The organism is Verrucosispora sp. SN26_14.1, assembly GCF_004307965.1.
Taxonomy (GTDB): domain Bacteria; phylum Actinomycetota; class Actinomycetes; order Mycobacteriales; family Micromonosporaceae; genus Micromonospora.
Genome location: NZ_SISL01000498.1, coordinates 1 through 4,179, shown reverse-complemented (window position 1 = coordinate 4,179; position 4,179 = coordinate 1). Strand labels below are relative to the sequence as shown.

Below are 4,179 nucleotides of genomic sequence, written 5' to 3'. Positions count from 1 at the left end.
GTCGTCGGCCGGCCCCGCCGCCGCGCCACGAGCACGACGACGGCCAGCCCGGCCAGCAGACACCCGAGCGCGATCACCAGGTACGCCGTCACGTCGTCCACCCGTCACCTCCCCAGGTATTTCGGTGACGACGGTAGCCGTGACCGGCGCGGGTTAAGCCGTCGCCGGTCGACTATCGTCCGTTCCCGCCCGGATCCGGGGCCGATCGGTCGCCCTGGCCGGTTTCACCCGGGTCATCGTCCGACGGCGGTGGTTGCTCACCCGACGACGCAGGTGGTTCGCCTGCCGGTGCGGGCTGCCCAGTCGGCACGGGATAACCGGGCGGGACGGGCATGGGGTAGCCGGGCGGCACGGGGTAGCCGGGCGGCACGGGCATGGGGTAGCCGGGCGGCAGCGGGTAGCCCGGGGGCAGTGGATAGCCGGGAGGCACGACGTAGCCGGTCGGGACGGGACCGCCGAACGGCGCGGGATGGCCGGGCGGGACCGGATAGCCCGGCGGCAGCGGATAGCCGGGGGCGGGGTAGTAGGGCGTCGGGAGTGGGTAGCCGGCGAGGTAGGCGTTCGGGATGTCGCCTCCGGCGGTCAGCGGTCCGGCCGGCTCGGGCTTCGGCACGAACCAGCGGTTGGCCGGCGGAATCGCCAACATCAGCACGACCACCGCGGTGAGGGTCACCACCGTCAGGACGCCGAGACCGGCCAGCGGGAAGAACACCGTCTCGAAGAGGCGCGGCTCGCCGTACAGCGCCTCGAAGAAGTCCGACTCCTGCCAGAAGTCGTCCGGTGGTGGGCCTTCCTCCATCTCGACCGCCCCGGACGCCGCGAACGCGATGAACGGGACGAAGAAGAAACCGGCGCACGCCTGGAAGAAGCAGAGCAGCAGTTCGGCACCACCGGCCGCGAAGACCATGACCCGGGCGACGTTGCTGCCCCGGCGGACGCCGACCGCGGTCAGCGCCATCCAGAGCCCCAGGGCAAGGGCGGGGATGCCGAGGACCAGCGACATGGTCACGCTGCTGACCCGCTCGGCGCGTACCTCGTCGGGGTCGGCGTCGGGCACCTGGCGCGCCGCCCGGTCGATCGCGGCGTCCCACTGGAACGCCTCGACGACTACCAGCGCGACGAGTCCGAACAGGATCAGCGCGATCGTGAGCTGCAACCAGAAGGCCACGGTGACGGTGCCGGGGCGGGGTGGTCGAGGCGGGGGTACGGCGGCCGGATCTCCGGCGGTCGCGGTCATGGCACGGAGCGTAGGAGGATCAGACAAGATCCGGCAGCACCGATCGGACGGAGCCGACCGGCCGTCGGATCACGAATCGTCGAGTCGTCGGGCGGCGTACTCGCCGACCGTGGTGCGGTCCAGCACGCACCCGACGGCGGTGTCCACCTCCGCCGGATCGGAACGCAGCCTGTTCCAGGCCGTCCGCCCGGCCGCCGGGTCGAGCTGTTCCAGCAGCGTGGCGGCGTACACCCGGGCTGCCGGAGAGCCGGTGGTGAGCAGGCGGTCGAGCTGCCCGCGTACCTCGTCGGGGTGGTCGGCCGCGATCGCCGCGACGCGCTGGTATGCCTCGGTCTCCGGCAGCGTCGCGCCCGCGATCCCGACCCCGCCGAAGGCGACGCGGCCGGCGGCGGCCAGGGCCGCGACGGCAGCGGTCAGCTCCGGGTCCTTCCTGCGCCCGATCCCGAACATGTCTCCATCCTCACCCGGACGGCCCGCCGCCGCCCGCCGAGGCGGGGGCGGCGGGGATCTCCGGCATCGTGGGTACGGGTCAGGCGGTGCTCACCGACAGGCCGTCCTTGGCGTCGGCGAGCTCCACCCGCACCGTGTCGCCGTCGCGGATCTGGCCGGCGAGCAGCGCCTTGGCGAGCTGGTCGCCGATCGCCGACTGGACCAGTCGGCGCAGCGGCCGGGCGCCGTAGATCGGGTCGTACCCGTGCTCGGCCAACCAGCCCCGCGCCGCGTCGGTGACGTCCAGCGAGAGCCGGCGGTCGGCCAGCCGTTTGCGCAGGCGGGCCAACTGGATGTCCACGATGGAGCGCAGGTCGTCGCCCCGGAGTGCGGCGAAGACCACGATGTCGTCGAGCCGGTTGAGGAACTCCGGCTTGAAGTGCGACCGGACCACCGCGAGGACGCCCTCCCGGCGCTGCTCCTCGGCGAGCGTCAGATCACTGATCACCGCCGACCCGAGGTTCGAGGTGAGGATCAGGATCGCGTTGCGGAAGTCGACGGTACGGCCCTGACCGTCGGTGAGCCGGCCGTCGTCGAGCACCTGGAGCAGGATGTCGAAGACGTCCGGGTGGGCCTTCTCCACCTCGTCGAGGAGGATCACCGAGTACGGCCGACGACGCACCGCCTCGGTGAGCTGGCCGCCCTCCTCGTAGCCGACGTAGCCGGGCGGAGCGCCGACCAGCCGGGCCACCGAGTGCTTCTCGCCGTACTCGCTCATGTCGATGCGGACCATCGCCCGCTCGTCGTCGAAGAGGAACTCGGCGAGCGCCTTCGCCAGCTCGGTCTTGCCCACCCCGGTCGGGCCGAGGAAGAGGAAGCTGCCGGTCGGGCGGTCCGGGTCGGCGACACCGGCACGGGCACGGCGTACCGCGTCGGAGACCGCGCCCACCGCCTCGGCCTGGCCGACGACCCGCTCGCGCAGCGACTCCTCCATCCGGAGCAGCTTGGCGGTCTCGCCCTCCAGCAGGCGGCCGGCGGGGATGCCGGTCCAGGAGGCGACGACCGCCGCGATGTCGTCCGCGCCGACCTCCTCCTTGAGCATCGCGCCCGCGGACTGCAACCGGGCCAGTTCCTCCTCGGCCTTCGTCAGCTCGGTCTGGAGCGCCGGGATGCGGCCGTAGCGCAGCTCGGCGGCGCGTTCCAACTCGCCGTCGCGCTCGGCCCGCTCCGCCTCACCACCCAACCGCTCCAACTCCTCCTTGGCGGTGGAGAGCTTGGTGATGTGGCTCTTCTCCAGGTGCCAGCGCTCGGAGAGCACGGTGAGCTGCTCACGCTTGTCGGCCAGTTCCTTGCGCAGCCGTTCCAGGCGTACGGCGGAGGCGGCGTCCGGCTCCTTGGCCAGCGCCATCTCCTCGATCTCCAGCCGGCGTACCGCCCGCTCGATCTCGTCCACCTCGACCGGCCGGGAGTCGATCTCCATCCGGAGCCGGGACGCCGACTCGTCGACCAGGTCGATCGCCTTGTCCGGCAGGAAGCGGTCGGTGATGTACCGGTCGGAGAGCGCGGCGGCGGCGACCAGGGCGGCGTCGGTGATGCGTACGCCGTGGTGGACCTCGTAGCGCTCCTTGAGCCCCCGCAGGATGCCGATGGTGTCCTCGACGGTGGGTTCGCCGACCAGCACCGGCTGGAAGCGCCGCTCCAGGGCCGGGTCCTTCTCGATGTGCTCGCGGTACTCGTCCAGCGTGGTCGCGCCGACCATGCGCAGCTCGCCCCGGGCCAGCATCGGCTTGAGCATGTTGCCGGCGTCCATCGAGCCCTCGCCCTTGCCCGCGCCGACCACCGTGTGCAGTTCGTCGAGGAACGTGATGACCTGGCCGTCGGAGTTCTTGATCTCCTCCAGGACGGACTTGAGGCGCTCCTCGAACTGACCCCGGTACTGCGCACCGGCGACCATCGCACCGAGGTCGAGCGAGACGAGCTTCTTGTCCCGCAGCGACTCGGGCACGTCACCGGCGACGATCCGCTGGGCCAGGCCCTCGACGATGGCGGTCTTGCCGACACCGGGCTCGCCGATCAGCACCGGGTTGTTCTTGGTACGCCGGGACAGCACCTGGATCACCCGGCGGATCTCGGAGTCCCGCCCGATCACCGGGTCGATCTTGCCGTCCCGCGCGCTCGCGGTCAGGTCGACGCCGTACTTGGCCAACGCCTGGTAGGTCTGCTCCGGGTCGGCCGTGGTGACCCGACGGTCCCCACCGCGCACGGTCGGGAACGCGGCGACCAGCGTCTCCTCGGTGGCGCCGGCCGACGTGAGCGCACCGGAGACGGCACCGCCGACCCGGGCCAGCCCGGCCAGCAGGTGTTCGGTGGAGGTGTACTCGTCGCCGAGCGGCCGGGCGATCTGCTCGGCGGCACCGATGGCGTTGACGAACTCGCGGGCCAGGGTGGGCTCCGCGATGCTGGAGCCGCGCGCGGCGGGCAGCGCGTCGACCGCACGCTGGGCGGCCCGGCGC

The 4,179-nt window shown here is 72.2% G+C and carries 3 protein-coding genes; all 3 read right to left on the bottom strand.

Going from position 1 to position 4,179, the window contains the following annotated elements; genetic code table 11:
* Positions 1-172 precede the first annotated feature (172 nt).
* Positions 173-1,237 (bottom strand): hypothetical protein, encoded by a 1,065-nt coding sequence (locus tag EYA84_RS33945; RefSeq protein WP_131056833.1) that lies wholly within the window; start codon positions 1,235-1,237, stop codon positions 173-175.
* A 69-nt stretch (positions 1,238-1,306) separates the two neighbouring features.
* Positions 1,307-1,687 (bottom strand): hypothetical protein, encoded by a 381-nt coding sequence (locus EYA84_RS27835; RefSeq protein WP_131056831.1) that lies wholly within the window; start codon positions 1,685-1,687, stop codon positions 1,307-1,309.
* 79 nt (positions 1,688-1,766) lie between these two features.
* Positions 1,767-4,179: ATP-dependent chaperone ClpB (gene clpB / locus EYA84_RS27830; protein WP_131056829.1), on the bottom strand; the 2,413-nt coding region annotated here is incomplete at its 5' end.